Source organism: Sphingobacterium paramultivorum, assembly GCF_014109745.1.
GTDB lineage: Bacteria > Bacteroidota > Bacteroidia > Sphingobacteriales > Sphingobacteriaceae > Sphingobacterium > Sphingobacterium paramultivorum.
Window position 1 is genome coordinate 5,158,364 of the sequence record NZ_CP058555.1, and the last position, 24,762, is coordinate 5,183,125.

At 40.2% G+C, this 24,762-nt stretch carries 24 protein-coding genes and 1 tRNA gene; 14 read left to right on the plus strand and 11 right to left on the minus strand.

Features of this window, described 5'->3' with window-relative positions; all coding sequences use genetic code 11:
* Positions 1-7: 7 nt before the first annotated feature.
* The 5 genes from HS960_RS21520 to HS960_RS21540 all read right to left on the minus strand — a co-directional run bounded on the left by HS960_RS21520 (position 8) and on the right by HS960_RS21540 (position 4,982).
* Complete coding sequence (locus HS960_RS21520; RefSeq protein WP_182330608.1) at positions 8-1,528, minus strand: tagaturonate reductase; 1,521 nt, start codon at positions 1,526-1,528, stop codon at positions 8-10.
* 12 nt (positions 1,529-1,540) lie between these two features.
* A complete protein-coding gene (locus HS960_RS27185; protein WP_159727612.1) occupies positions 1,541-1,714 on the minus strand; it encodes a pectate lyase in 174 nt (57 codons plus the stop codon).
* A 133-nt stretch (positions 1,715-1,847) separates the two neighbouring features.
* Complete coding sequence (locus HS960_RS21530) at positions 1,848-3,764, minus strand: glycoside hydrolase family 88 protein (protein ID WP_182330609.1); 1,917 nt, start codon at positions 3,762-3,764, stop codon at positions 1,848-1,850.
* A gap of 7 nt (positions 3,765-3,771) precedes the next feature.
* Positions 3,772-4,233, minus strand: a complete 462-nt coding sequence (locus HS960_RS21535; protein WP_182330610.1) for a glycoside hydrolase family protein — start codon at positions 4,231-4,233, stop codon at positions 3,772-3,774.
* 101 nt (positions 4,234-4,334) lie between these two features.
* Positions 4,335-4,982, minus strand: a complete 648-nt coding sequence (locus HS960_RS21540) for a pectinesterase family protein (RefSeq protein WP_182330611.1) — start codon at positions 4,980-4,982, stop codon at positions 4,335-4,337.
* Positions 4,983-5,297: 315 nt separating this feature from the next.
* On the opposite strand from HS960_RS21540, the gene HS960_RS21545 reads away from it, so the two are divergent.
* From HS960_RS21545 to HS960_RS21555, 3 genes are all read left to right on the plus strand, one after another.
* Positions 5,298-6,599, plus strand: coding sequence for a UDP-N-acetylmuramoyl-tripeptide--D-alanyl-D-alanine ligase (locus tag HS960_RS21545; RefSeq protein WP_153844462.1), 1,302 nt, complete (start codon positions 5,298-5,300; stop codon positions 6,597-6,599).
* A gap of 331 nt (positions 6,600-6,930) precedes the next feature.
* The gene (gene truA, locus HS960_RS21550; protein ID WP_182330612.1) at positions 6,931-7,686 is read left to right on the plus strand and encodes a tRNA pseudouridine(38-40) synthase TruA; all 756 of its coding nucleotides are present in this window, start codon (positions 6,931-6,933) and stop codon (positions 7,684-7,686) included.
* A gap of 24 nt (positions 7,687-7,710) precedes the next feature.
* Complete coding sequence (locus HS960_RS21555; protein ID WP_202883709.1) at positions 7,711-9,474, plus strand: ABC transporter ATP-binding protein; 1,764 nt, start codon at positions 7,711-7,713, stop codon at positions 9,472-9,474.
* On the opposite strand, the gene HS960_RS21560 is transcribed toward HS960_RS21555, so the two are convergent.
* Complete coding sequence (locus tag HS960_RS21560) at positions 9,475-9,996, minus strand: PglD-related sugar-binding protein (RefSeq protein WP_182330613.1); 522 nt, start codon at positions 9,994-9,996, stop codon at positions 9,475-9,477.
* Between the two features lie 193 nt (positions 9,997-10,189).
* Between HS960_RS21560 and HS960_RS21565 the strand changes: the two genes are divergently transcribed.
* Positions 10,190-10,672: a DUF4293 domain-containing protein gene (locus HS960_RS21565; protein WP_075990265.1), complete on the plus strand. Its 483-nt coding sequence runs from the start codon at positions 10,190-10,192 to the stop codon at positions 10,670-10,672.
* A 65-nt stretch (positions 10,673-10,737) separates the two neighbouring features.
* The gene (locus HS960_RS21570; protein ID WP_153844459.1) at positions 10,738-11,202 is read left to right on the plus strand and encodes a hypothetical protein; all 465 of its coding nucleotides are present in this window, start codon (positions 10,738-10,740) and stop codon (positions 11,200-11,202) included.
* Between the two features lie 67 nt (positions 11,203-11,269).
* On the opposite strand, the gene HS960_RS21575 is transcribed toward HS960_RS21570, so the two are convergent.
* Positions 11,270-11,809 (minus strand): tetratricopeptide repeat protein, encoded by a 540-nt coding sequence (locus HS960_RS21575; protein ID WP_075990263.1) that lies wholly within the window; start codon positions 11,807-11,809, stop codon positions 11,270-11,272.
* Between the two features lie 221 nt (positions 11,810-12,030).
* On the opposite strand from HS960_RS21575, the gene ung reads away from it, so the two are divergent.
* Entirely contained in the window at positions 12,031-12,705 is a 675-nt protein-coding gene (gene ung / locus HS960_RS21580; RefSeq protein WP_153844458.1) for a uracil-DNA glycosylase, read from the plus strand.
* A gap of 126 nt (positions 12,706-12,831) precedes the next feature.
* Here ung and HS960_RS21585 read toward each other — a convergent pair whose 3' ends face one another.
* On the minus strand, positions 12,832-13,302 hold the full coding sequence (locus tag HS960_RS21585) for an Lrp/AsnC family transcriptional regulator (RefSeq protein ID WP_046673117.1): 471 nt from the start codon (positions 13,300-13,302) through the stop codon (positions 12,832-12,834).
* Positions 13,303-13,634: 332 nt separating this feature from the next.
* Here HS960_RS21585 and sufB point away from each other — a divergent pair, with 332 nt between their 5' ends.
* From sufB to sufD, 3 genes are all read left to right on the plus strand, one after another.
* Positions 13,635-15,086: a Fe-S cluster assembly protein SufB gene (gene sufB, locus HS960_RS21590; RefSeq protein ID WP_153844457.1), complete on the plus strand. Its 1,452-nt coding sequence runs from the start codon at positions 13,635-13,637 to the stop codon at positions 15,084-15,086.
* Positions 15,087-15,148: 62 nt separating this feature from the next.
* Entirely contained in the window at positions 15,149-15,907 is a 759-nt protein-coding gene (sufC, locus tag HS960_RS21595) for a Fe-S cluster assembly ATPase SufC (protein ID WP_046673119.1), read from the plus strand.
* 59 nt (positions 15,908-15,966) lie between these two features.
* The gene (gene sufD / locus HS960_RS21600) at positions 15,967-17,274 is read left to right on the plus strand and encodes a Fe-S cluster assembly protein SufD (RefSeq protein WP_182330614.1); all 1,308 of its coding nucleotides are present in this window, start codon (positions 15,967-15,969) and stop codon (positions 17,272-17,274) included.
* Between the two features lie 334 nt (positions 17,275-17,608).
* Here the strand turns inward: sufD and HS960_RS21605 are convergent.
* Together HS960_RS21605 and HS960_RS21610 are read right to left on the minus strand one after the other, a co-directional pair.
* Positions 17,609-17,681, minus strand: a tRNA-Gly gene (locus tag HS960_RS21605).
* A gap of 59 nt (positions 17,682-17,740) precedes the next feature.
* On the minus strand, positions 17,741-19,285 hold the full coding sequence (locus HS960_RS21610; protein ID WP_153844455.1) for an NAD(P)/FAD-dependent oxidoreductase: 1,545 nt from the start codon (positions 19,283-19,285) through the stop codon (positions 17,741-17,743).
* A gap of 165 nt (positions 19,286-19,450) precedes the next feature.
* Between HS960_RS21610 and HS960_RS21615 the strand changes: the two genes are divergently transcribed.
* The 5 genes from HS960_RS21615 to HS960_RS21635 all read left to right on the plus strand — a co-directional run bounded on the left by HS960_RS21615 (position 19,451) and on the right by HS960_RS21635 (position 23,539).
* Entirely contained in the window at positions 19,451-20,029 is a 579-nt protein-coding gene (locus HS960_RS21615) for a LemA family protein (protein ID WP_046673163.1), read from the plus strand.
* Between the two features lie 16 nt (positions 20,030-20,045).
* On the plus strand, positions 20,046-20,612 hold the full coding sequence (locus HS960_RS21620) for a TPM domain-containing protein (protein WP_317163029.1): 567 nt from the start codon (positions 20,046-20,048) through the stop codon (positions 20,610-20,612).
* Between the two features lie 202 nt (positions 20,613-20,814).
* Positions 20,815-21,576 (plus strand): TPM domain-containing protein, encoded by a 762-nt coding sequence (locus tag HS960_RS21625; protein WP_182333289.1) that lies wholly within the window; start codon positions 20,815-20,817, stop codon positions 21,574-21,576.
* A 74-nt stretch (positions 21,577-21,650) separates the two neighbouring features.
* Positions 21,651-22,790: a TlpA disulfide reductase family protein gene (locus tag HS960_RS21630; protein WP_159727525.1), complete on the plus strand. Its 1,140-nt coding sequence runs from the start codon at positions 21,651-21,653 to the stop codon at positions 22,788-22,790.
* A 302-nt stretch (positions 22,791-23,092) separates the two neighbouring features.
* The gene (locus tag HS960_RS21635) at positions 23,093-23,539 is read left to right on the plus strand and encodes a hypothetical protein (protein ID WP_182330615.1); all 447 of its coding nucleotides are present in this window, start codon (positions 23,093-23,095) and stop codon (positions 23,537-23,539) included.
* Positions 23,540-23,707: 168 nt separating this feature from the next.
* On the opposite strand, the gene pfkA is transcribed toward HS960_RS21635, so the two are convergent.
* The gene (gene pfkA / locus HS960_RS21640) at positions 23,708-24,682 is read right to left on the minus strand and encodes a 6-phosphofructokinase (RefSeq protein ID WP_075990255.1); all 975 of its coding nucleotides are present in this window, start codon (positions 24,680-24,682) and stop codon (positions 23,708-23,710) included.
* Positions 24,683-24,762: the final 80 nt, after the last annotated feature.

Here is a 24,762-nt window from a genome sequence, read left to right on the forward strand (position 1 = left end):
TGTAGCGCTATTTATACTTTTTATTGTCAAGAACTGATGAAATTTCGAGTGCCTTTAATGCCCCTTTTTCAATGATCTGTTGCAATTTCTGGTTGACTGTTTCTTCAAAATGAGGAAACTCCGTTAAATTGATCCCCCATAAATCCGTATCTGAAAGCACGGTATGAACGAGTTTATCTGGATTGCTCCAGGCGACATGTAATCTCGGTGCCGATTCGTCCTGAAGTACAACCGTCCGTCCATTAATCAATTGCTCATATTGATCACCGTTCAGCTTGGATTTTAATAGATAGAGATAAGCCGCAAATCCAAGTGCGAAGAGTTGAGGAGCTTTATTGTGCGTTCTATACCACTTTCTTAGCAGCGGAATATTGCGCATTGCCATTTTTGAGCTATAATTTAAAGCGATGGATTCCCATTTGTGTTCCAGATGTGGATTGGCAAAGCGGTCGATGACTTTGGATGAGAAATCGTTGATATCGGCAACAGAAATACTGTCGCTTAAAATGGCGGGACCAATTTCATCTTGCATTAAAAGACGTATAAATTGATTGAATGCTGTATTTTGCATGGCCTCCTTTACTGTTTCGAAGCCCGCAAGAAGGGCAAGTGCACAACTTAAGGAATGCGTTCCATTGAGGAGCCTTAATTTGATTTCCTTGTACTTTTCAATTGAAGGAACCAACATGACATTCGGATCTGCCAATGCAAAAGAAAGGCGTTGTTGCACACGTTCAGAATTAGCTTCTATCGCCCATAAGCGAAAGGGCTCAGCCATAATCATCAATTGATCCTCGTAGCCCAATAAAGCGCAGGTTTTCGTGTATTCTGCTAAAGGCAACGCACCGGGGACGATGCGATCGACCAGCGTGTTACAAAAGTCATTGGCGGTATCAAGCCAGTCCATAAACTTTTCTGAGAGTTCGTTCAGCTTAGCTAAGGCTGTGACGATCGATTTCAGTTTAGTTCCATTGTCGGTAATCAGTTCGGTAGGGACGACGGTTAAGCCCTTGTTTTTATCCGCATTGAAGTAAACAAATCTGCGATAGAGGATCGCTAAAAGTTTTCCTGGAAAAGAAGTGGGGGGTGCGTCATTGATCGTGTCTTCACTCATAACAATGCCGACTTCGGTAGTGTTGGAGAAAACAATTTCCAGATCCGGATTTTCAGCACTTTTTAATATTTCGGACCAATCTTGGTTGGCCGCCAATACACGAGAAATCGAATTGTTGATTTCGTAATGTGAAATCTCTTCACCATCTTCTATTCCTTTAATAGATAATGTGTATAGATTGTCCTGCTGTTCGAAAGCATCAGCACCGGCCGAACTTGTTGACTTTACAACGAGGATTCTACCGCAAAACAGTTTTTTTTGATTTGCTTTATGGACAAAATAATCTGGGAGGCCTCTGAGCAATACACCGGTGCCAAATTGAAGAATCTTTTCCGGATAGAGGAAAGAGGATTCTGTCGGCTTGCTGATGAGATCAGAATTGATTGTATGTATAGTATGTTGTGTCAGTAACATCTGAAAGTTTTATTATTGAATTTTGTATTGTTTTTTCCACTTTGGATAGTCCTTTTGGATCAGCTTTTCCGGCCAGTTGCCAAACCAGGCATAGCCATTTCTACGCTCCTCTGAAACCTCCTCAAAGTTGTATTTGATTGTATTGTCCCGATCTCCAAACTTTTGTCTACCAACTGTTTGGGCCAGGCGCCATTTGACAACTGGTACTGAAGCATCTTTTCGGCCATTGAATCTTTAGTGCGCACAGTCTGTCCTGTACAGTAATTATGAAACACTGATACCGCGATGAAACTTAGCATACTTATTTTTCTCATGGTCTCTAGTTGTTGATCTGTTTGAATAACCAGTGTACTAAATCATTCGCTGCAGTAAAGTTCTCATATTCCTTAGGTAGCTTTCTTCCATCGGTATACTCATTATATAACCAGGGGTCTCCAATTGCAAATACGGTACCTTTTCCATATTTTGCCGTAGCAATGATGGTATCACCATGGTCTTGAATCAATGTTTGGGCTGGAGCGTTTACCTGTAATGTTGAAATTTCCTTGATATATATTTTTGCCGTACTCGGAAATACGGCGTTACCTTTTGGAATAGCAATTGCTCCCGTATGAAAGTCATTTCCTTTCACTCGATTGCGACTATCCTCATTGAATGTGATGCCAAATTTTTGTGCAAGGGTATTGAATCTGCTGATTTCGCAGTTGCCGCTATCATTTAAGAAAAGAACGAGTACACCGCCCTGTTTAACCCATTGCGTAATCTGTTGGGCGTCGGTTTCATTCATAAAATGCGGATGCTCAGTTTCTTTCTCTGTGTCGGGGTCTACGATGATATAGATGTTGGATTTTGAGAGATTCTGTAATGTAGGTGCTGTTCTTAATGTGTTTAATTGACCACCATTTTTTTCAAATACCCTACCCAATAGGGAAAACCCGTTGTTGTCGTCACCATCCCAAAGATAGTGGTAGGGTTTAATTTGCCCCGATGCAGTCTTTTTATATTCGTTGTTGAAATAATTGTCCAATGTGACAGTGCGCCTTTTGTTGCCCTTTTGTTCCTTTGCAAATTCAACTTCGGATGCGGCAAGGATAAAAGCACCGACTCCTTTGGGATCATTGGTAACGACTGGTTCGCTCATATAATACGCAAAGCTGCCATCGCGATAATTTTTTCCTCCCAAACCAGAAACTTGAACAGTCTTTGTGAGATTAACACGGTTTTCTCCAGCAGGGGTGATGAATTGTTGTACAAGCCCTTGGTAGCCCCGATCCAGATTTTTCTGAAATGAAGCTGGAATATAACCTTTGCGTAGTGATTTTGCCAATGCAAATACAAACATACTTGAGGCCGAAGATTCTAGGTAATTTCCTTTTCTTGTCCCCAGATCCACAATGTCATACCAAACGCCGGTTTTGACATCCTGATACTTGACAATTGCGGATAACGTTCTGTTTAAGATTGCAAGGAGTTCTTGTCTTCGTGGATGCTCTTCTGGGAAATAGTCCAATATATCGACAAGCGCCATTACATACCAGCCCATACCCCTAGCCCAGAAGTGTGACGATAAACCTGTTTTGGGGTTTGACCAGCTTTCCTTTCTTGATTCATCCCAGCCATGATACAGCAGACCTGTTTTCTTGTCACGCGCGTTTTTTTCCATGTAGCTAAACTGGTTGGCGATATCGTCAAAAGCAGCAGGAATATCCATTAGGCTTGCATATTCTGCATAAAAAGGTTGTCCCATGTACAAACCATCTAGCCACATTTGGTAAGGATAAATTTTCTTATGCCAAAATCCACCTTCATGTGTGCGAGGGTGCTTTTGAAGCTGTGCATATAATTGGTGGCAGGCCTTTAGATATTTTTCTTTACCGGTTACTTTGTAAAGTGTTAATAGCGCGGTGCCATTTTTGATATTGTCGATATTGAAATCGTATGCATCATAGTTTTTAATCGAATCTGGAATGCTGAGATAAGCATCCATGCGCGATTGCATATAATTAAAATAGGTAGCGTCTGCCGTATTGCGCCACACATCTGTCAGGCCTTCAAAAATAACCCCCATATCGTATGACCATTTTGGAAATTTGTCGGTCCTGTTGAATAATGAATCCGGATAGAGCTGTTCAAGTACAGTTTTAGCCATCTGCTCAGAAAAAGGCTTTTGTTGGCCAAATCCAGAAAATGGAACAAGTGCTGCAAGGTTTAAAAGAATTAAAAATAACTTTCTCATCGCGTTCCTAATTTTTGATCGTTAAGCATTTGTCTGTACTTCCCGCTATAAATTGACTGATCTTCTTGGCAGTCCTTGTGTTGGATTTCGATAAATGGATATTAGATTCAACAAGCTTATATTGATCAAAGTCCTTGGTGAAAAGCAGTACGGCATCTCGTTTGAGGTGCAGGTTTACATTGCTCTGCATTTCAATAGGCCCTGTCAACCAAATTCCGGCAGGGATCAGTACCAGACCGCCGCCATGTTCGCTACACGTATGGATCGTTTGGTTGATTGACGCTGTATTAAGTAATTGACCGTCACCTTTAGTGCCATAATTGCCGATATTTAACGTGTCTTTCTTAAATTCGACCTGTTGTACGATAGGATGGGCAGGCTCTTGGGCTATACACAGCTGTGGTAGCACGAGCAACAATCCAAGAGCGGATTTCAATGTACGTGAATAGTGCTTTTTGAACGAATTCATTTTTTACATTTTGGTTTAAAAATGGTTATTTGTAAAAGCAATTGTACATTCTTTGTCCCTAACTTGGATGAAAAACTTATGCAATCGTTACCGGTCATTACTTATCGATCAAATGTAAGGTTTGGTACCCAATCCTTGAATACACGTTGGAAATTAAGGCTATCGGCCTCTCTATCTGTTAACAGGCAACTCCATTTGACACGATTTTGTGACATTGAGCCCGCGCCTTTGTTTTTATATTCTGCGAAATAAGCTGTTTTCTCATTTGACTCTTTGCCCCAGTTGTGCCAACCTTTGTCTTCAATAAATTTGGGAAGGTTACAATGCATGAAGATTACTTTGGCATAAGGTCGCCAAGGGCGTCCCAGATTTTCGAAAGAAAGGTTTATGGCCGTAAAATCGTCCCCATAGCAATAAAAACTTGCTGAGCCAGAAGTACCCATTTTTTCACCAAAACGATTTTTCTTTTGCGCATAATCGTCATAACTGATAATCGTTTTAAATTTATCTTCACCGACTAATGTAACAAACTGCTTGCTCCCCGGGAGGATGATTTTTTCGCGATATGTCCCGTTTTTGATATATATTTCCGTTTCCTTTTTTCGAAAATCAGGGACAGCATCAATGGCGTCTTGAATTGTTGTGAAATTTCCCGTACCATCTTTTGCCACGACAAAATCATAACTCTTTACTTCCGCAGCAAAAAGAAAAAAAGGAATTAAAAAAAAGGAAAGTATGATCGTTCGCATTCCAAATTGTTTAATTGGTCAATGAAATTACCAATATTAAAGCCTTCCTTAAAGGAAATCCATCAAAATAAATGCGCAAACGTTATCGGTCACGTTTGCGCAAACCGATTGAAAAGACAATTCTAGCATGCTACCATGGCATGAAGCGTGCACTTGTATCTTGAAATATTGCGTGTTTTGGATACCTTTGATTGAGTTCATATAGCCACAAAAGGATGTTTAGAACGATTAAGAGTCCTAAATTGTCTATATGGAGTTCAATTGTATTGCATTTAAAAAGCAATTTCTCTAAGTTTGTTCAACAAATTTCTCAACATGGACATCCAATCGCTCTATCAGATTTATAAGCAGTATCCAAATATTACAACGGATACACGTAAAATTGAAAAGGATAGTATTTTTTTCGCCTTAAAAGGTGCTAATTTCAATGGGAATACTTTCGCCGAGAAAGCACTTGAAATGGGCGCTAAATATGTTGTTATTGATGAAGAGACCTACCGAAAAGGAGAAGCGTATATTCTTGTTGATGATGTTTTAAAAACACTACAGCAGCTTGCAAATTACCACAGACACCAGCTACATATTCCAATTATTGGGGTGACGGGTACGAATGGAAAAACGACTACGAAGGAACTATTGTATGCCGTTGTTTCACAGAAGTATAAAGCATACGCGACAAAAGGAAATTTGAATAATCATATTGGTGTTCCCTTAACACTATTGGCAATAGATGATTCCATTGAGCTGGCAATCATCGAAATGGGGGCAAACCATTTGGAGGAAATAGCTTTGTTATGTGGAATTGCCGAACCGACACATGGTTTGATTTCTAACGTTGGTAAAGCCCATCTAGAAGGTTTTGGGTCTTTTGAAGGAGTGAAGAAAACTAAAGGTGAGCTATACGATTGGCTGCAAGACCATCAAGGTGTATTATTTTTGCAGGCCGATAATCCACACCTTAAAGAAATGGCTTCTGATCGCCAGATAGCTAACATTGTCACTTATGGTTTTTCGGAAGATAATGACGTGATTGGAAAGCTTCTTAAAGCAAATCCCCTTTTGCAAATTGAATGGCAAAAAAAGGGCATGGCCGAATCTTATGTAATTGATACACAGTTAACAGGCTCTTATAATACCGAAAACTTTCTTGCAGCAATTGCAGTAGGTCTGCATTTTGGCGTTTCTTCCGAGGCGATCAATCGTGGTATTGAAGGCTATACACCCACGAATAATCGCTCGCAGATTATGAAGACGGCCCACAATACGCTGATCTGCGATTATTATAATGCCAATGCAACAAGCATGGCCGCTGCGCTGGATAATATCCGGATTATTGAAGCGGATAAGAAAGCTATGGTATTAGGTGATATGTTTGAATTGGGGGCGGAATCATTTGAGGAACATAAAAAAATTGTTGAAAACGTAAGATCTATTCCGGCAGATCGCAAAATTTTTGTCGGCAAAGAATTTTTCGCGCATCGGTATGAAGGTGGTGAGTTTTATGAAACTACTGCCGAAGCAAAACAAGCAATCAGCGAAAAGCCGATAACTGATGCCACAGTTTTATTGAAAGCATCACGCGGCATGGCTTTTGAAAATCTGGTCGATTTACTATAGCCTTTTTAGCCCTGTGTTATGCACAACTAGGGGATAAGTTCGGGGTGCGACCATATTGCCAGCATGGTGCTCCCGCATTGAATGTACTTAAAAAGGTGGACTCAACGTGGACTCACGGTGGACTTACCGTGGTCGCAGGGCGAAGATGGTAGGAGTTTGCTATAGCGTTGGTGCCTTTGGATACCGAATTACTCATCAAGCAGATTCGAGTAAAAAGGAAGTGCAAAACAATTAGTTTTGTCATGTAAGGATTAAATAATGATGAAAATGAGCAAATTCGTTCCGCGAAGAAATGATGCTCATTTGGAAAAACGTACCTTTGTGGCGTATAATGGATAAAAGACGTTTTTTTTTGGAAATAGCCTATTTCGGGCAGGGATATCATGGTTGGCAAATTCAGAATAATGCAATTTCCGTGCAGGAAGTGCTGAATAAAGCGCTTGAAACGCTGCTGCGGGAGCCCATTGAAACAACGGGGGCTGGCCGTACAGATACAGGTGTTCATGCTAAGCAATTGTATGCGCATTTTGATGCAGCTCCTGTGGGTATTCTGCAAAAAGCTGATCGTTTTATTCATTCGCTCAATGCCTTATTGCCTTTTGATGTGGCCGTTAAGCGCTTGATCGAAGTGGAACCCGAAGCACATGCTCGCTTCGATGCGACACAAAGATCATATGAATACCATCTTCATTTTCATAAAGATCCTTTTATCTATCCCTATTCATGTTTTATGCGCGATCGTCCGGATGTTGAAAAGATGAATGAAGCTGCGCAATTCTTATTGGGTAAACAAGATTTCGAATGCTTTAGTAAGTCTCATACGCAGGTGTTTACAAATATTTGCGATATTCGTAGAGCCGAGTGGGTATGGCATACTGAACAACATCTCGTTTTTCACATAACTGCAGATCGTTTTTTGCGCAATATGGTGCGTGCCATTGTAGGGACATCGTTGGAAATAGGGATAAAAGGCAAGTCCGTTTCATTTATGCAAGATGTTATTCAAAGTAAAAACCGCGGAAAAGCGGGTGTTTCTGTACCTGCACATGGTTTGTATTTAACAGAAGTGGCATATCCTTATATATAGAATTTAATAGATATAGAATTTAACGTGAGTCAAGATAAAATAACTGGTAAAACCTACGATATCAATTTAGTGAAACGCATGAGTCGCTATATGCGGCCCTACCATGTTTCATTTTGGATATCGGTCGTTCTAACGATATTGTTGGCCGCCGTGGCGCCCGCTTTGCCTATGCTAATTCAGCATACATTAGATAGCTATATTTTAAACTTCGATACAAGCGGCTTGTCCCTCATGCTGATAGCGATGTTGGCATTGGTTATTCTGCAAACCTTGATTCGTTATTACCATACCCTAATGACAAATACCCTGGGGCAGTCGGTCATCCGCGATATCCGGATTCAGGTATTTAACCACATTGTTCAACTCAGGCTAAAATATTTTGATCGTACGGCGTTGGGAAAACTGATTACACGTACCATTTCTGATCTGGAGACTCTTTCCAATATTTTTTCTGAGGGCTTGATCCAGATTATCGGTGATTTATTGCAGCTGGTTGTTATTCTGGTTGTGATGTTTTACTCCGATTGGAAGCTGACATTGATTGTTTTAATACCCATGCCCTTGATGGTAGCGGCAACTTACGTTTTTAAAGAGGCGATGAAATCTGCTTTTATTGATGTGAGGAAATGGGTTTCCAATTTAAATACCTTTTTGCAGGAACACATTACGGGAGTCGGTATTATCCAATATTTTGCGCGTGAAAAGCAGGAAATGGATAAGTTTAAAGAAATTAATGCACAACATCGAAATGCACATATTCGAACCAATTGGTACTTCTCTATCTTTTTTCCTGTTTTGGAAATTATCATGGCCATTGCTTTGGGATTATTGGTGTGGTTTGGTTCCAAACAAATTATGGGTGATGTGATCTCTCCGGGTGTAGTTGTGGCCTTTATCATGTATATCAATATGATCTTTAGGCCCATTCGGGAACTTATTGACAAATTCAATACACTTCAAATGGGTATGGTGAGCGCTGAACGTATTTTTGAAGTTTTGGACACCGATGAAAAGACACCAAATTTGGGGACGTTGGAACCTGCACACATCAAAGGGGAGATTGTGTTTCGCGATGTTTGGTTCGCCTATAATGAGGAGAACTGGGTTCTAAAGGATGTTAACTTTAAAGTTAATCCGGGCGAGACTCTAGCTTTAGTTGGGGCTACTGGTGCCGGAAAATCTTCTACAATTAATATTCTGAGCCGTTTTTATGAAATCAATAAAGGTGAAATTCTATTGGATGGCCGTAATATCCGGGATTATGATCTCGATTATCTGAGAAATACCATTTCGACGGTATTGCAGGATGTATTCCTCTTCTCGGATAGCGTCATCAATAATATCACATTGGGTGATCCTGGGATATCTAGAGAACAGGTAATCGAGGCAGCAAAAGAAGTGGGCGCGCATGATTTTATTATGCGACTGCCTGGGGGCTATGATTATGATGTGAAAGAGCGGGGAGCAACCTTATCTGCGGGGCAGGCACAATTGATTTCTTTTATACGGGCTTTGGTACACGATCCTCGGATTCTTATTTTGGACGAAGCGACTTCTTCGGTAGATACCGAAACGGAAGAAATGATCCAACATGCAATTGATAACCTCATGAAAGGAAGAACATCGATTGTTATTGCCCACCGCTTGTCCACCATTCAGAAGGCGGACAAGATTATTGTGTTGGATAAAGGCGAAATCAAGGAAATCGGAACGCATCAGGAATTGCTATCTTTTGATGGTTATTATAAAAAACTATACGATTTGCAGTTTCATTCCGCGGGGATTTAATTAAGCGATTATACTTTCTTTTGGGATAGTTTCTTCGTCTTCGATACGTGTATTTGCTTTAATTTCTGAACCGCGGCCTACTAGAACGTTTGCTCCGATCGAGACATTTGGTCCGATGTTGACAAAATCTTCAATTATGGTATTACTTTCGATAACGGCGGAACTGGCAATAACGCAGTGGTTGCCTATTTGTACATCTGGAGCGATCGAAGCGCCAGGGAGAATAATGGTGCCTTCACCAATTTCGGCTCTTTTTGATACGTAGGCTTTAGGATGGATGAGGGTCTGGAAGTTCCAGTTTGTGTTTTCTGACACAATCCTTTGGCGAAGACCAGGATTCTTGACTGCGACAAAGAAATTTTCTTCCGTGCCTTTTGATTCATGATGAAGTTGAACCTCGTAATCAAATACATCTTCAATTAGTAGCGATTTGTCAATAAGACCGCCAATTTCAATCGCTAAATCTTCTGCTACATCTACCGCAGTTTTAGCATGAGCGGTTGCTCCGTATATGTATAACATGGTATTTTTTTTTCGCAAAGATAAAGCTTTCTAAAAAGAAGCCATTTGGTATGATGTAAAAAAATACAACAAAATGTAAGGTTTGATTGTTTTTGTGTTTAATGAGTTGTAAGGTTGATTGTTTTTTCGGTCGCAATTATATTGCATATAAAAATCAATTTATCTAAGTTTGTTGATATACAAAAATTAAACTATGATTCAACGTATCCAAACTGTTTATTTGCTGATAGCAGGATTAGTCATATTCGGCTTGTTTCTATTTCCCTATGTTAATTATAGCGATTTAGTGGGTTTAGGAAAAAATGTGAAGGTGACTGGTGTGTATAGTGTTGCTGCTGGCCAGTCGGTACATGAGGGGGGATTTGGTTATATTCTCCAGACTGTGGTGACCGTGTTATTGGGAGGGCTTCCGCTATTTACGATATTTAAATTTAAAAAGCGTAAAGTTCAACTTTTGCTTATATGGGTAGAGATTGTGGCGATCATCTTATTTGCAATCTGGTTATACTCTTCTGCAAGTACTCATCTTGCTACCGTGAGCCAGTTTTTAGGTGCCGGGAATATCGGGGTAGGTTTCTTTTTGTTGCCAATTTCGATTATTTTCTGTGCGTTAGCTATGGGTGGAGTACGTAAAGATGAAAAGTTAATCCGATCTGCCGATCGGTTGCGGGCGTAATTTTGAAACGATAACACAATAATAGTCAAAGCCACGGTCTTCGTGGCTTTTTTAAGTAATATGATATGAATGTTTTTTTTAGATATGTTGTTGTCTTGATGCTCTTTCTTGGAGGTGGGCTTGTAAAGGCTCAGTCAGCAGATTCATTGCTGGTTGTTGACGATATTCAATTCGATGTAAAGGAATTTCACTTCGATGAGGGTAAGAATGAATTGGTGATCAATTTGTTTGCGACATCTTATAGTACCGATCCGCGGGAATATAAAATGAACACCTTTTCCACCCAAGTGTTGGATCAGAAGAAACAGCCCCATTTCTTTTCAATGATTCAGATGGGAAATGTTTTGGTTAAATTTGAAGATAAGCAGAATTATCTGCACTATTTGCTGGAAGAAGATAAGCCTGTGGATATACAGGTGATTGTAAAGGATTGGAAGAAAACGGATAAGCCGGTTATGATTAAACTGGTATTTGAGAGCAGTACAGAGGAGGGTGAATTTTTGGAAGTTCCTATTTCATTAAAGAAATAATAGATTTTGGCTCTTGACAAAAAAAGCTTCGAAGTTATACTTCGAAGCTTTTTTTGATTATTCAATATTATCGATTGTATCTGATCTGCTGTTTGTCCATCATGCCCATCTGGTCTTTCATCATTTTGATCTGATCAGCTAATAATTTATTTTTATCTGCTTTTTTAGCTTCTTGAAGAAGTTTTTCGGCTTCACGCTTATTGCGCTTAGCCATGGCTACACCGGCTAGGCTCAATTTTGCTAAGGCGATATTATGGTCCATATGTAGACCCAATGCCAATGCTTTCTTAAAATATTTTTCGGATTGCATAGGTGCACGTTGTGATTCGATCAATCCGATCAGCATATTGTAGTAACCGTGCTGTTGTGGGATCAATTGCTTTTCGTAGTTGGTGATTTTACGTAGCCATTTTTCAGCTGCGGCCATATTTTGTTTACGCATATACCATTGCGCAATCAGCATATATTCGTGGAAAAATACAGTAACAAAACCTAAGATCGTGATCAAGATACCTAAGATTCCCCATCCCCAATTTCCGGTCCAGAATAAGGCAACTGTTCCGATAAGCAATGCACTGCAAATAATGATTCTAACGAGATTTGACATAAATCTTTGTTTAAAATATTTGTATTCAATTTAATTCTGCAAATATCCGTTAATTTCACCGTTTAAGCAACTCGTTCAGGTGGTTATTTTGTAAAAATGTGTTTTTCCCCTGAAGAGGATATGGATAAACGAGATGTGCTCGTGTTTTTTGCTGTAGTCCCTTAAGAAGAGCTTATGTGGATAAATTTGCCTTTATATGCAACTTTATCTATGTTTGGGGTATGGAAAAGCAATACGATGATTCTTGGGCTCCTGTGCTAAAGCCTTTGTTTGGTCAGCCTTATATGAAACAGCTGTCTACTTTTGTGCAAGAAGAGCGGCAGAAAACGAAAGTGTTTCCACCGGCAGATCTAGTGATGAATGCTTTTAAGCTGACGCCATTGGATCAGGTAAAAGTAGTTATATTGGGGCAGGATCCTTACCATAATGATGGGCAGGCGCACGGCTTGTCTTTCTCTGTGCCAGAAGGGATTGCTTTGCCGCCATCCTTAAAAAATATCTTTAAGGAATTACAAGACGATATACCCGGTTTTGTTGAGCCGCATGCTGGCGATTTGACGTATTGGGCCAAGCAGGGGGTGTTGTTGTTGAATGCGACATTGACAGTACAGGCGCATTTAGCTGGTTCACATCAGAAGAAAGGTTGGGAGATTTTTACAGATAGTATTATTCATGCCATTTCGGAGCGTTGTGAACATGTGGTATTTCTGTTGTGGGGAAGTTATGCCCAAAAGAAAAGTGTGCTTATTGATGCTAAGAAGCATCTTATACTAATGGCGGTTCATCCCTCACCGTTGTCTGTCTATCGTGGTTTTTTTGGTAGTAAGCATTTTTCACGCGCAAACCAATATTTGATGGAACATGGTAAAGACCCAATTGATTGGCGCCTGGTTTAAGTTTTGTCTTGAGTTAAATAAACATCATTGCCGGTGATCGTCGCATGGAGCAAATACGTCCAAAAGCGAGATTCCGGTAATGATATTTTTGATTGGGCTTATTCCTTCGCTTAATATTCTATTCGCTTAATATTCTAAAGGAATAATTGGTTCTTTTTTGCTGGTTGACATAATCATCATGGTTTGGAATGTCTTTACAAAAGGTATTTTGGAGATTTTTTCCATGATGACGCCTTCATAAGCTTTGATATCTTTTACGTAAACCTTGAGGATGAAATCACAATTGCCTGTGACGTGGTGGCATTCGGTCACCTCGGGTATCATTTTGACAGCAGCAACAAACTCAGGGATAGCGTTATGTGTATGGAAATCGAGTGAGATCTGGATAAACGATTTTATTCCGAGTCCCAGTTTCTCCTCGTCTACAAAAGCATGGTAACTTTTGATGAAGCCAGAGTTTTCCAGTTTTCGCACACGCTCTAAAGTTGGTGCGGGAGATAGTCCGATGCTAGATGCTAGTTGCAAATTAGTTATACGACCATTCTCTTGTAATAGTTTAAGAATTTTTAAATCTGTTTTATCCGGTGCAAAGGGCATATCTTAAGTCTTAATAATCAATAGTATTTGTAAATATACAAAATTATATTTGGAAATTTAAAAATATACAAAATTATTGATGATTAATAGATTTTAGCTATATTATGATTGTTTAGTTATAATTTTAATCGATGTAAAATCATTTGACTGTCATAATCGATTGAAATGTGCTCATTTTAATGAAATGGAGTGATAAATGTCATTTTTTTATTAAAAAGGCCTTCGTATCGTGCTATTAAATGCTGTTTTATTGGCTTTGAAATTGTAACTTTGCAGTTCGATAGGTGCGGAGGTGAAGCCCTCCCAAATTAGTTAAACCGTGAGAGCGCAATATGAGTACTAAAGACGACGATTTGTTAAAAGAGCTGGAGCTCGAAGAATATAAATACGGGTTCACGACAGATATCGAGATGGAAATTGCAGCCAAAGGCCTTACTGAGGATACGGTTCGTTTTATTTCGGCAAAAAAGAATGAACCTGAATGGCTATTGGAATGGAGATTAAAAGCTTTCCGTCATTTCTTGACGTTAAGAATGCCTACTTGGCAGAATTTCAAAGCTCCTGAAATTGATTTTCAAGAGATTTCCTACTATGCAGCCCCGAAAGCAAAACCACAGCTTAATTCGATTGATGAAGTTGACCCTGAGTTGATTGCTACCTTTGAAAAATTGGGGATTCCTTTGGATGAGCAAAAAATATTGGCAGGAGTTGTGGCGGTAGATGCTGTCTTTGACTCGGTATCTGTCAAAACAACGTTTCGTGAGAAATTAAAAGAACAAGGTGTTATTTTCTGTTCATTTGGTGAGGCTGTGCAAGAGCATCCTGACCTGGTGAAAAAATATTTGGGTACAGTAGTTCCACAGACAGATAACATTTATGCAGCGTTGAATTCTGCAGTGTTTTCGGATGGATCCTTTGTTTACGTTCCAAAAGGCGTTAGATGTCCAATGGAATTATCTACCTATTTCCGTATCAATGCACAGAATACCGGACAATTTGAACGCACGTTGATCATTGCAGATGAGGGCGCTTATGTTTCTTATTTGGAGGGATGTACTGCACCTATGCGTGATGAAAACCAGCTGCATGCTGCAGTGGTTGAATTGATTGCCGAACGCGATGCTGATATTAAATATTCTACCGTGCAAAACTGGTACCCTGGTGATAAAGATGGAAAAGGTGGTATTTATAACTTTGTAACCAAGCGTGGAATCTGTAAGGGTGATAACAGTAAAATCTCCTGGACACAGGTAGAAACTGGTTCTGCAATTACATGGAAATACCCCGGAGTGATTTTAAAGGGTGATAACTCTATTGGCGAGTTTTACTCTGTAGCCATGACACGTAATTATCAGGTAGCTGATACAGGAACGAAGATGGTTCATTTGGGTAAAAACACGAAATCTAAAATTATTTCTAAAGGTATCTCTGCCGGTAAGAGCCACAACAGTTATAGAGGTTTAGTGAAAATCGGTCCAAATGCAGACAACTCACGTAACTTTACACAATGTGACTCCTTATTGATCGGCGATAAATGTGGGGCACATACATTCCCTTATATCGAAAATAGAAATAAGACAGCCAAATTAGAGCATGAGGCGACTACTTCCAAAATCGGTGAGGACCAAGTATTCTATTTGAATCAACGTGGGATCGATTCTGAGAAAGCTGTTGGTTTAATTGTCAACGGGTATGCAAAGGAAGTATTAAATCAATTGCCGATGGAGTTTGCTGTAGAGGCTCAAAAATTATTGGCAATTTCATTAGAAGGTTCAGTAGGATAGATAAAAAATCATTGGGAATGTAGTTTATGACGCTACATTACACCATACTCAATACGAATAAAATGTTAAGCATTAAAAATTTACATGCGTCTGTAGAAGACAAACAAATATTAAAAGGGTTAAACCTAGAAGTAAAAGCTGGAGAAGTTCATGCGATTATGGGACCAAATGGTGCTGGTAAAAGTACATTAGGTAATGTATTGGCAGGACGTGAATCATATGAAGTAAGTGAAGGTTCTGCACTATTGGACGGTGTAGATTTATTGGATCTTTCACCTGAGGACCGCGCACGTGAAGGGCTGTTTTTGGCTTTTCAATATCCTGTTGAGATTCCGGGCGTATCGAATATCAATTTCTTGAAAACAGCTGTAAATGATATTCGTGAGTATAAAGGCCTTCCTCCAATGGAAGCGAAGGAATTTTTGCAAATGGTAAAAGACAAGCAAAAATTGGTTGAGTTTTCGGCTAATTTGGCTAACCGTTCTTTAAATGAAGGATTCTCCGGTGGTGAGAAAAAGCGTAACGAAATTTTTCAATTAGCGATGTTGAATCCGAAATTATCTATTTTGGATGAGACAGATTCTGGTTTGGATATCGATGCACTTCGTATCGTTGCAAATGGCGTGAATCAATTGCGCTCTAAAGACAATGCTTTTATTGTTATTACACACTACCAACGTTTGTTGGATTATATCGTTCCAGATTTTGTTCACGTATTGTACAATGGCCGTATCGTGAAATCGGGACCTAAAGAATTGGCTTTGGAGCTCGAAGAAAAAGGATACGATTGGTTAAAAGAATATGATACACAAAACGCCTAATCTTTTACCTGAGTAAATAGGATTGGAAGAGAATTTTGGCGATTTGATTAAAAAATAACATGAGTACATTAGTTTCAGAATCATTACTTCAACAAGTGTTGGGAGCTTTCAAAGAGCAGGGCGTTTCAGACGAACCTTCGTTTTTCGTGGAGGCCCGCCAACTTGCATTCGAGCGTTTCGAAGCAGCAGGCTTTCCCACCGTTAAGAATGAAGAATGGAAATATACAAACATCCACAGTATTATCAATAAGCCTTATGCGCTTGATGTCGATGTGGATATCGAAGGCTTAGACTTTAGTGCAGGGGAGATTCCTCAATTGGATGCCTACCGTATTATCTTGGTGAATGGTCAGTATGTGTTAGCGGTAAGTGAATTAGAAAATGTGAAGGGACTGACGGTTATTCCAATGGATGAAGCCACTTCAGAGCCTGCATTCGAGAGCCATTTTGCTAAATATGCGGATAAGTCAGACAATATTATGGTCGCATTGAATACGGCTGCTTTTACAAATGGTGTTTTTATACATTTGAAAAAGGGAGTTGTACTTGATAAACCAATACAGATTATTCATGTCGCTACAGGGAAAGAGGATTTCTTTGCACAAACACGCAATTTGATCGTTGTCGAGCCAAATGCTGAGTTTGAATTGATCGAAAGCTTTATCACTGCAGAAGGTACTGCAAATAATGTACACAATAAGGTCTCTGAGATTATCGTCAAAGAGAACGCTAAAGTACAACATTATTATTTACAGCTCGCAGAATCTGTAAGCCGTTACTTTAATCATACAGAGGTATACCAAGAAAAAGATAGCCTTTATAATAATTACAACTGTAATTTTCCTGGCGCTTCTTTTATCCGTAACAATATCAATGTTCGCTTGGATGCAGCACATGTGGAGAGCCATTTATATGGAATCAACTTAACTGCAGGTGATCAATTGGTCGATAATCATACCATTGTAGACCACCTTAAGCCACATTGTGAGTCTTACGAATGGTATAAAAATATTACACAGGACAAGTCCATTGCGGTTTTCAATGGAAAAATCTTTGTGCGTGAGGATGCTCAAAAAACAAATGCTTTTCAACAGAACAATAATATGTTGATGTCGGACAATTCGGCGGTTTACACCAAGCCACAATTGGAGATCTTTGCAGATGACGTAAAATGTTCACACGGATGTACCATCGGTCAGTTTGATAATGAAGCCTTATTTTATTTGAGAGCAAGAGGAATTGGTGAAGAGTCTGCACGTATCCTATTGGTACATGCATTTGCATTTGACGTAACGACACGTTTCTCTAATGAAGTTGTTCGCAAATATGTTGAAGAGCTTGTAGAAGAAAGCCTAAGAACAAATTAAATCCATTTAGGATCATATACTTTTAAATATGGCGTTTACCGATACGGTGAACGCCATTTTTTATAGAAACAATTGGATCTACGGTACCTGTTTGTAGTTTTGTGCGACCATGTACATGTCTTTATATACAACTTACGCTTACAAACCTTGGGTTTTATAGCGTGTTCGCTTTTTCTCTTGTTAAGATCTCTATCGAAAAATAGATAGGAGGGCCTCTTTATATTAGGATATTGGGATATTATCTTTTTTCAATGCTCCAATTAGGAGGCTGGCAAGAAAGAAAGTATAATGCTATAAAACAGAAAAAGCTTCCAAATTTTGGAAGCTTTTTTAGAGCGAAAGACGAGATTCGAACTCGCGACCCCAACCTTGGCAAGGTTGTGCTCTACCAACTGAGCTACTTTCGCGTTGATGCTACAAAAGTAAGGCATTTATTCGTATTCTGCAAGAGAAAAAACAAAAAATGTTAACTTAAATTGATCGCATCAACACAATTAATACCGTCTATAGCCGCTGAAATGATACCTCCGGCATAACCTGCACCCTCACCACAAGGGTAAAGTCCTTTGACCTGAGGGTGTTGTAAATCTTCTTTATTTCTAGGAATCCGAATCGGTGAAGATGTCCGTGATTCTACACCAACTAAAATGGCTTCATTGGTATAATACCCCTTCATCTTTTTGCCAAAGATTGGCAATGCACCGCGTAATGCTTCGTGAACAAAAGCAGGTAGCACTTCGGTGAGATCTGCAGATGCTGTTCCGGGTTTGTAAGAGTTTTCTGGCAGATCCATAGACACACGTCCTTCGACAAAGTCGACCATACGTTGTGCCGGAGCAACGAGTTTACCACCACCTACGGCAAAAGCCTTTCGCTCGATCTCTTTCTGAAAATTAAGTAATGCAAAAGGATCCTTATGTGCATTGGCAACGTCCTCAAGGTTAATCTGAATAACGGTGCCTGAATTGGCGTGCGGATTGTTTCGTTTGGATGGGGACCATCCGTTGACAACAATTTCATCTAAATCTGTTGCACAGGGAGCGATAACGCCACCTGGGCACATGCAGAATGAAAATACCCCACGGTCATTAACCTGTTCAACCAAACTATAATATGCAGGGGGTAAATGCTCGCTTCTAACCTGACAATGGTATTGCGCCTGATCAATGATTGACTGCGGATGTTCGATGCGCACCCCCAATGCAAAGGCTTTGGCTTCGATCAGCCAGTTATTACGGTGAAAAAGCTCAAAGATGTCCCGTGCAGAGTGTCCTGTTGCTACGATGACGTGATCGGCCTTAATTTCTTCGCCACTGGCTAACTTGACCCCGCGCACATGACCGAAAGATTCTAAAATGTCGTCGACACGTTGGTCAAAATGAAATTCGCCCCCAAATTCAAGAACACTCTCGCGCATTGCTTCAATAATATGCGGCAGTTTATTTGTACCAATATGTGGCCGTGCATTGACTAGAATATCTGTCGTAGCACCATGGGAGACAAAAAGATTGAGCACTTTGTCTACATCACCTCTTTTATTGGAACGTGTATATAGTTTCCCGTCGGAGTAAGTTCCGGCTCCACCTTCACCAAAACAGTAGTTTGATTCGGGATTTACGATGCCTTCTCGGTTCAGCTTTGCTAGATCGCGTCTACGGTCCTGTACTTTCTTACCGCGTTCGATTACAATTGGTTTGAGCCCACGCTCAATGCAGCGGATAGCCGCAAATATGCCGGCAGGGCCTGCTCCAATAATAATAACGGATTTTCCGTCTTTGACAGACTTGAAATTATTTTCGTAGATTTCAGGAACAGGCAGTTCATCGATATAGTAGATAACCCTTGCCCGGTAGACCACCTGCTTGCTTCGGGCATCAATTGAACGTTTCCGGATTTTATAACCTTTGATTTGCTGGGGTTGAACGCGTAAAGCTTTTATGCCCTGCTGTATAATGTACTGTTCGTCCTCGATCCTTTCTGGAAGTATCGCAATTTCGATTTCTTTTTGCATAGTATGAGGGCTGGGTTTTTATCCCAAAACCGAGACAAAGTTAATGAATATTGGCTATTTGGAGATTTGGAAATAAAAATATTCTTATCTTAGTAAGAGCTTGGTATATGCTTTGATAGTGTAACCGTATAATTTGAATAGTATTTAATTCTTTGAACAATGAAAATTAAAAGATTTTTGGTCGCCCTATGTGGTTTATTTGCATTAGTATCATTAAACTCCTGTGGCTACAATACGATGGTCTCACAAGATGAGAATGTTAAAGGAAAATGGGCACAAGTTGAAAATGCGTATCAACGTCGTGCGGATCTAGTTCCAAATTTGGTTAATACGGTAAAAGGAGCGGCAAAGCACGAAGAAAGTACATTGACAGCCGTTGTAGAGGCGAGAGCTAAAGCAACTTCGGTGACGATTAATGCCGATGATTTGTCTGAGGAGAATATTGCCAAGTTTCAAAAAGTTCAGGATGAATTCAGCGGTTCGTTGAGTCGACTTTTAGCGTCGGTTGAAGCTTATCCTGATTTGAAGGCAAATCAGAACTTTTTGGAATTACAAGCACAGTTGGAAGGTACTGAAAACCGTATTTCAACAGAACGTAGATCTTACAATGAAGCGGTACAGCAATACAATACCACCGTACGTAGCTTCCCGAATAATTTAATGGCGGGTATGTTCGGATTTAAGGCAAAAGGTACATTTACTGCGGCCCCTGGTTCGGATAAAGCGCCAACGGTATCATTCTAATAGTAAATTATTAGTAATGAACAGGACGATGGATGATGCGGCTTTCGTAGAAGCACATCATCCATTTTTTTATCGTGTTTTAACTAGTTTTAGATACTTTGAATCAGGAATACCGTTTGGTAATTTGGTTTTGGAGTGCAAACTTATACAGACTATGGCATTAAATTCTGAAGAACAAGAGAAGATCGTTCACGCCATTAATGTGGCTGAAAATGAGACTTCTGGTGAGATTCGTGTAGTGGTAGAAAATCATTGCCCCGACGAGGTACATGATCGTGCAACACATTATTTTTCCAAATTGGGCATGCATAAGACCACGTTGAAAAACGGTGTTCTTATCTATATCGCGCTTGAAGACCATAAATTTTCCATTATCGGCGATAAGGGAATCCATCAACGTGTAGAAAGTGATTTTTGGAATAGTACCAAAGATCTTATGGTGGCGGAGTTTCGGGTGGATCGCATTGTTGAGGGCTTGGTCAAAGGGATCGAGCATGCGGGTAAACAATTGGCGAAATTCTTTCCGCGTGAACACGATGACATCAATGAGCTTCCAAATGATATTGTTTTTGGAGACCGTTAATTGTTAAGTGGCCAGCAAGAACCCCGAGCTGCTATTGCCTGTCTCGCAAATAGATTGATAAAAATTGTGATAAACCCGACTTCGGGATTCACCGAACGCCATTAGGAGCATGAAAGCTGCTTAAGGCAAATAAAAATGAATAAAAGAGAATAATAGGATGAAATTTGTATCGAGATTATTTTCTCGGATTCGAATCCCTGCTATGGCTATGTTGCTTTGTATGCTGTCGATAGCCACAGTATTGGGTCAAGATTTCCCAGAAACATCAAACAGACTTGTCAATGATTATACAAACACATTGACAGCAAGTCAGAAGCAATTATTGGAGCAGAAGCTATTGGCATTTGAGGATTCTGCATCTACGCAGATTGCAGTGGTTATGATGAATTCTACCGGCGGCTATGATATTTCTGATTATGCAGTCCGTTTAGCGAAAAAATGGGGTATTGGGAATAAAAAGTATAATAACGGTATTCTGTTGTTGGTAGCGCTGGGAGATCGTGCGGTGACCATTCAAACAGGTTATGGTATAGAGGGGGCTGTCCCCGATGCCATTGCATATCGTATTATTGAAAATGATATCAAACCGGCTTTTCGTCAAGGAGATTACTACAAAGGAGTCGACGATGCAACCAGTTCCCTAATTTCCTACACAAAAGGAGAATACAAAGCTGATCCAAAACAACCGAAAGGAAAGGGATCAGGTTCGGTGATGTTTGTCATTATTATTGTGATATTCTTGATTGTTATTTTCTCCAATCGCGGTGGCCGCGGTGGAGGTGGTGGTGGTGGTCGTGTGATGAATGGACGTGGCGCTTCTGATATCTTTTGGTGGACATTGCTGAATGGTCTTGGCGGCCGAGGTGGTGGTGGTGGCGGTGGCTTCGGCGGCGGCTCAGGTGGCGGTTTTGGCGGTTTCGGTGGCGGTGATTTTGGCGGTGGCGGTGCTTCAGGACGTTGGTAACAACTTTGCTAAATAATGTTAAATAGGAGGACAGTGAAACGGAAATGTTTTACATTTATGGGAAGTATATAATTATGAAAAAGGGAATATTAATGGGTTTAAGCTTTTTACCAGCCTTGTTAATGGCACAAGAAAGCTACACGGTTACAGGAAAGGTAAACACGACGTCGGACAAAGCGAAAGTGTTTATGCAATATGCTGCCAATGGAACTCGCCAAACAGATTCAGCAACGGTTGTAAAAGGTGAGTTTAAGTTCAATGGACAGGTGGCTTCGCCAACGAAGGGTATGATGATCTATTCACCGGAGGGCTTATCTTTCGCTGAACTTAGAAATAGTCAAAAGCAGCCTGAAACAGCACAGCTGTATCTTTCTAAAGGAGTTATCAAAGTCGATGCAACCAAAGGATTCAAAAATGCAACCGTCTCGGGTACAGCGCTCAATGATGATCTGACGCAATACAAGGCTTTTGTGAAACCTCATGCAGATGCGTTCGAGGCGTTGAACCAACAATATTATGCTGCTTCGGAGACTCAAAAACAGGATCCTAAATTCATCGAAGGTCTGCAAAAACAGGCTGGTGAGATTTCCGAAAAAATGGAAAAAGCAGATGCTGAATTTATTAACAAAAACCCAAAAAGCTGGTATACGTTGGATTTGTTGTCTGAGAATGTCAGCGGTGAGAACGTCAATGAATATGTGACTTCTTTTGAGAAATTGTCTCCTGAATTGAAAAATTCTGAAAAAGGGAAGGAATTGGCTGAGCGTATCCAGAAATTGAAAGCAGTGGCTGTTGGTTCGGTAGCGCCTGACTTTACATTGCCAGACACAACAGGAAAAAATATCTCCTTATCTTCTTTAAGAGGTAAATATGTTTTATTGGATTTTTGGGCAAGCTGGTGTGGCCCTTGTCGCCATGAGAACCCGAACGTCGTTGCGGCTTTCAATAAATTCAAAGATAAAGGATTTACCGTGTTTGGTGTTTCTTTAGACAATCCGGGTAAAAAAGATGCCTGGGTGAAAGCTATCCATGATGATAATTTACAACAATGGCCACACGTTTCGGACCTACAGGGTTGGAAATCGGCTCCGGTTAAGTTGTACGAAGTACGTGGTATTCCGCAAAACTTCCTCATTGATCCTTCCGGTAAAATTGTCGCATCAAATTTAAGAGGTGAAGCTTTGGAGGCTAAGTTAGCTGAATTGCTAAAATAAATCGGTATATAACCGCCATTAGGCATTTGAATAACCCCTAATTGTTATACTCAGGTGAACTGAGCCTACAATTAGGGGTTTCTTATTAATCATGTTGTCCTAATTGCGCTTTCAACGTTACTGCGCTAGCGGCTGTGATAACATAGAAGGAATTCACTAACTTCGCCTGTTGCTATAGCGAATGATTACATGGAACTACTATATCCTCATGTACAGCCCAACTAAGGGGTGATGAATCCTGGGTTTTAAACAAGTTGAGCAATTGGATTTCTAATGCTATTGTGGTAATAAAAATTATAAAGATGAATAAAACAGTAATTCTAAGCATATTTCTAGGGAGTGTGATTGCTTCCTGCAGTGGCGATCAGGATAAGGGGATTCCCGTTGTCAACCTAGAGGCATTGCACGCTATTCCTTTGGATCACGCTATTGATCAATTGGCTAAAGACACGACTTTTATCGATGTTACGCTGCCGCCTAATGCCAGAATAGATCAATTGTCGCAACAGGAGCTGGGCCAACTAAAAGCTGCTGCATATCGTTTTTATCAGCATGTTACACTGGAAAATAATCAATACCGTGTTGATCTTAAAGATCCTAAGGTATTGCATTTATCGGAACAGGTTGTTAAGGCCTATGAACAGGCAATCAGCAACACGAATCACTTTGCTGACTCGATGGCGAAAGCAGGCCAAGCCATTCAGTTGCCTCCGGTATCTGAAGAGTACCTCAATAATTTGCTTAAATAACAACTGTGCAGGATATGGTACTATTGGGGCTTTATGTCACATGACAGTTTGGGTGTCAGACCTTAACCAAAGAATTTGGACAATCTAGTAACGGAAGTCAATAAAAAAAGAGTATACATCACAATGTATACTCTTTTTTTATTGTTAGTTAAGAATAACTTATATCACTTACAAAGAAAGGATTTCAATGATACGAAGCAGATCTTCATTCATTTTTACGTTATGCTTGATGGCGCTCTTAAAAGGAGTGAATCTTACTTCACTGCAAATCAGTCCGGCCATTTCACCCCTGCGACCTTGTAGTAAAGCCTCTACGGATGCAACTCCAAGCCTGCTGGCTAACACGCGATCCATACATGTTGGGCTTCCGCCGCGTTGAATATGTCCTAAAATTGATAATCTAACATCGTAATGCGGGAAATTTTCCTTGATTTTTTCCGAAACAACCATGCCGCCTTCTTTGTCACCTTCAGCAACAATAATAATGCGGGATGATTTATTTTTACGGGATTTGTCAAGTCTTTTCATGATCGCATCATAGTCTACCTCGAACTCAGGAACCAGAACTGCTTCGGCACCGGTACTGATACCAGAACGAACGGCGATAAGCCCAGAGTCGCGACCCATCACTTCGATCACAAAAAGTCTATCATGAGACTCGGCGGTGTCGCGAATTTTGTCTACGGCTTGGATAACGGTATTAATGGCTGTATCATAACCAATCGTAAAGTCTGTGCCGGCCAAATCGTTATCAATTGTGCCCGGAAGACCGATGATCGGAAAATCGAATTCTTCTATAAATTTGGATGCGCCAGTAAATGTACCGTCGCCACCGATGACAACCATGGCATCAATACCGTGGCTGCGTAAATTTTCATAAGCCTGTTTACGTCCTTCAATAGTTTTGAAGGCCTCGCTACGGGCTGTTTTTAGGATAGTACCACCACGTTGTATGATATTGGCTACAGATTTAGCATCCATAGGGATGATCTCACCATTAACTAGACCATCATAACCTCTGCGTACGCCAAATACTTCCAGATTATTGTAGATACCCGCTCTAACAACAGCACGGATACCAGCATTCATTCCTGGAGCATCTCCTCCAGATGTCAAAACAGCAATTTTTTTAATGTTACTCATACGTACTCAAACTTAGCTATTTTTAAGCGTATATACAATTATATTTCCGTTATTGGAAGTCGCCGATAACGCTATTAAGA